This window comes from Succinimonas sp. (genome assembly GCF_045225735.1).
GTDB lineage: Bacteria > Pseudomonadota > Gammaproteobacteria > Enterobacterales > Succinivibrionaceae > Succinimonas.
Genome location: NZ_JBGVBR010000195.1, coordinates 1 through 3,900 on the forward strand (window position 1 = coordinate 1; position 3,900 = coordinate 3,900).

A 3,900-nucleotide genomic window follows, 5' to 3' on the forward strand; every position below is an offset into this window, starting at 1 on the left:
TTGACCCCACCGCCATTTACACATAGGCAAAATGAAATCCGGTTCCGGCGGGAGCTCCGCGTCCCCGGGGTGATTCGCGGCATTCAGGGGTTCAAAGCAGACAGGACAGCCTGCGGAGGCCCGCAAGGTTCCCCGGCTTAGCCGGCACCCGCAATGGGGACAGGGGGTAAACTTTGAAGGCTCAGCGCCGGAGGAAGAGGAGCCCCGGGAAGCCGTTCCCCCGGAAACAGCTTTCTCATACTCTTCCGGAAGGAACCTTTTGGAACAGAAGCCGCAGACAAGCCGCCCTTCGGCAATGTCATATCTGAGTTCCCCGGAACATTCCGGGCACTTGAATACCTCTGTGAGATCCATAACCGCCTCCGTATCCGCCGCATTACAAGCCGGCATCCTGCAAAGATCTCCGCTGCCGCTTCGCCGGCCCCGAGGTCAGCCGGCGGCTTTCCTCGATAAGACTCATTATATCCGGATCCGGAAGCTCTCCGGAAAGAATCACCGATATCCAGTGCCGGTGATTCATGTGATATCCCGGAAAGATGCCGGGCCGCCGCAAAAGATCCGGCATATCATCCGGCGCTGCCTTAAGGTTCACGATATCCAGGGGCTTAACGCTCCCGTTCTTAAAAATAACGTCCTCCCGGACATTCATGATGAGAGCGAACCATTTCCCGCTGTCCTGATGCCGGAATACCCCATAGCTCCGGTACCGGTTCTGCGATGGATTCTCCTGCCAGGGGAAATCCGGTCTCACGTCATAGCGCTTCAGGATCTCCGCGGTAATTCTGTTCGCCTGATCTCCCGGAAACAGGACTTCCTGAAAACCCTGCCCCGCAATGTCAAGAAGGAGCTCCCGGTAAGCCTCCCGCACTGATGCCGCATAAGCCCCGCTTCCGGGGATTCTGAGGGGCAGGTAATCCTCGGAGGCGGCGGCGTCAGTAACCCGGCCTGAGACCTCGCCCTGTTCCGTTACCGTGATCTCGCAGTTAAAAGCCCCGTCCATAATGGCGGTGCGGCAGCGGTAAACCGAGTCCGAATCCCCCTTCTGAAAGCCGTACTTAAGAAGCTTTTCCGGCACCGGCCGGCGCCGCTGAAAAATCTCCGCCTCCAGGGTAAGGTCAGAAGGCGCTTCCGGGGCCGGGATCGGCTTGCCTCCCTCCGGATGTTCCTTTGTTATCTGCTTTTTTCTCGTCCGCGCCATGTTTTCTCTCCCTTTTTCCTGGTATTACGGTACCGAAGATATGATTTTGCCGCATACATGCTTCCTTCTTTGCAGGGACTCCGGCTAAGCTTCGCGGCGAGGCATTTTCGGATCCCTCCCCGGAGAAAAAAGACCGCCAGGGATCCTCCCGCTGGGAAGGCCAGCAGGAACAGAAAGTCTTTCCCGTGATCCCCCGGGGCGCTGAAACCGGCAGCAGCCATAATAGCTATGCCGGCGCATGCCATGAGAGATCCCGTAAGGCGCGAAGAAAGCCTCCCGGAGAACAGCCGTCTTACCGGGGCGATCTCTGCATAGATCATCATGGGAAAGATCATTATCATAGCCCAAAAAAAATAACATACAGGACAGATTTGCCGGCAATTTTTGCTAACAGCGGGTAAAACGGCACCGCTAAGCATGACGCAATGCCGCTAATGAGGAGCAGCCCGGAAAGCATCCAGCAGAAAACTTTGACTTTGGAAACGGGAATATCGGCCATGAGCTTTCCGGTCTGGCCGTTCATATAGCAAAGCATCTCCTTCCCGTCCTGCTTTATCTCCATCACCCACACCGGAAGCCAGGCATAGGAGATCTTAAGAGGAATAACGACAGGCTGCCCTTTTACCGGGCTGAATCTGGTATAGGACTTCCCGTCTGCCAGAAAATACTCAAAGGCGGTCTGAAAGCGCAGCCGGGCGCGCCAGAAATAATCCCCTTTGATGACAGCCGGAATCTTGAGATCCGGGATAGCGGCATAAACCGGGCTCCAGGGCCGGCCCCCCTGACTGTCAAAGGGTTCCAGATTCCGGAAGGCTTCGTCGCTGAACTCACCGGTAATAATTTCAGGAGATCCGGAATAAAGCTGACTTCCTGCTGCCTCTGTCTCAAATTCCTCCACCTTGCAGCGGGAACCGCCGCCAGCTGCAGCCTCGGTGAGCGCTTCGCCATTAAAGCTCATCTCGCCGGTAACCTCCGCATCATACAGAAACACCGGAACATAGAAAGGCCGGACGCCCTCAATGCTGGCTTCAAGAAAGGAGTCAGGAACAAACTCCAGGGACTTGAGATGCTTCCGGAATTCCTGGATAAAAAACTCCTTTTCCCGGGAAAACGGCACGATAAGATCCGGCGCCGCAAAGCCGGGGTTTTCGGGGGAGCTTTCTCCGGCAGGATCTGCTCCGGGAGTGTTCTCCGCTCCCGGGATCTTCGTATGACAAAGGGGGCATTCTCCCAAAAGATCTCCGGAGCCGCGACCAATGAGGAGGCGGCATTTCCCGCATGACAGAAAATCCGGAGTCCCGGAGGATCTGTTCCCTGTCCCCCCGGCTTTTGGTTCTGGCGCCGGAGAGGGAGATGAAGAAGATGATGACGGAGAGTCTGCGAAGGGAAATGATGCATAGGAAAATGATGGAGAGGTAAAGGATGAAGAAGATCTTTCTCTGCGGGCTTTCCGGGCAGAGATGGCTGCTTCGTACTCCTCCGGGGAGAGCTTCATGCCGCAGGATTTGCAGGAGAGCCGCTGCCTGGAAATGCTGTACGAAAGCTCCCCGGAACAGTAGGGACAGAGGAGCTTTTCAGATAAAGTAACAGTAATACTCGTTTTCATGATCCTCAAGTTCGCTTGCGGTCGCGCTGTTTCAGAGAAGCTTACTGCCCCGATCCTGACGCGTCATTTATGTTCTGTCTCCCGGACTCCCGCTGACTTCATTGCAGCTCCCCTGCAATTCCGGCTGAGACCGCTTATGCGGCAACCGGGATTCACTCCGATGATTTAACTGATTTCTGAGCTGTCAGGATTTTTTCAGCGATTTTCCGGCGGCGCCAGTACCGGAGATCCGATTTTACCGCATACAATTTTCCCTCATAACGGGGATCCCTGCGGGGCTCTCTTGCCAGGAGTTTTTGGATCCGGCCCCAGCTCCAGCTCTGGCTGACGGCATAGCCGCCTCCCGCAAGCATGGCCAGCACGAACATAAAGGTTCTGTCGTGATACCCCGGGGTACCGAGAAAGGCCGCAATGATAAAAGCAAGGCCGGTTCCGGCCATGAGAGATCCCGCAAGACGCCAGGAAACACGCCCGGAAAACACCCGTCTTACCGGAGCAATCACTGAATAGAGCAGCATCAGAAAGCCCATGCAAATAGCTCCCATGCCGAAAAGGCCGAAAGCTGACGCCACCGGCACGAAATACGGGGCCGCAAGCCACCCGGCAAGGCCGGTCAGAAACAGCATTCCGGAAAAGAGCCAGCAGAGAATTTTTACTTTGGAAACGGGAATATCGGCCTCCAGTTTTCCGGTCTGGCCGTTCATATAACAAAGCGTCTTCGTCCCGCCCTCCCGGATCTCCATCACCCACACCGGAAGCCAGGCATAGGAGACCTTCAGGGGCGTCAGGGAAACCTGTTCCTTTGCGCCTGTGAAACTGGTGTAGTATTCCCCCTTTGTCAGAAAAAGCTCAAAGGATTCCCTGAAACGCAGCCGGGAACGCCCGAAATAATCAGCGCTGGTGATGGCCGGAATCTTAAGATCCGGGATGGCAGCGTAAATCCGGCTCCAGGGCCGGGCCTCTTTGCTGTCAAAGGGTTCCAGTTTCCGGAAGACGTCATCGCTGAACTCGCAGGTAAGATTTTCGGGCGAAGCGGAATAAAGCTGACTTCCTGCCGCCTCTATCTCAAACACCTCCTTCCTGAATGAAGGAGGAC

Annotated in this window: 4 protein-coding genes; all 4 read right to left on the reverse strand. The window is 55.8% G+C overall.

What is annotated here, in order from left to right; translation table 11 throughout:
- Positions 1 to 354, reverse strand: a 354-nt coding sequence (locus tag ACJROR_RS06830) for a Trm112 family protein (RefSeq protein ID WP_406546465.1), incomplete at its 3' end; no start/stop codon positions are given.
- Positions 355 to 376: 22 nt separating this feature from the next.
- Positions 377 to 1,198, reverse strand: a complete 822-nt coding sequence (locus tag ACJROR_RS06835) for an MmcQ/YjbR family DNA-binding protein (protein WP_406546466.1) — start codon at positions 1,196 to 1,198, stop codon at positions 377 to 379.
- 337 nt (positions 1,199 to 1,535) lie between these two features.
- Positions 1,536 to 2,804, reverse strand: coding sequence for a hypothetical protein (locus tag ACJROR_RS06840; RefSeq protein WP_406546467.1), 1,269 nt, complete (start codon positions 2,802 to 2,804; stop codon positions 1,536 to 1,538).
- A gap of 152 nt (positions 2,805 to 2,956) precedes the next feature.
- The coding region (locus ACJROR_RS06845; protein WP_406546468.1) for a hypothetical protein at positions 2,957 to 3,900 on the reverse strand (944 nt) is incomplete at its 5' end.

Coding starts and splice junctions, on each gene's coding strand:
- ACJROR_RS06835 (WP_406546466.1), bottom strand. CDS start 1,198: ATGGCGCGGACGAGAAAAAAGCAGATAACAAAGGAACATCCGGAGGGA.
- ACJROR_RS06840 (WP_406546467.1), bottom strand. CDS start 2,804: ATGAAAACGAGTATTACTGTTACTTTATCTGAAAAGCTCCTCTGTCCC.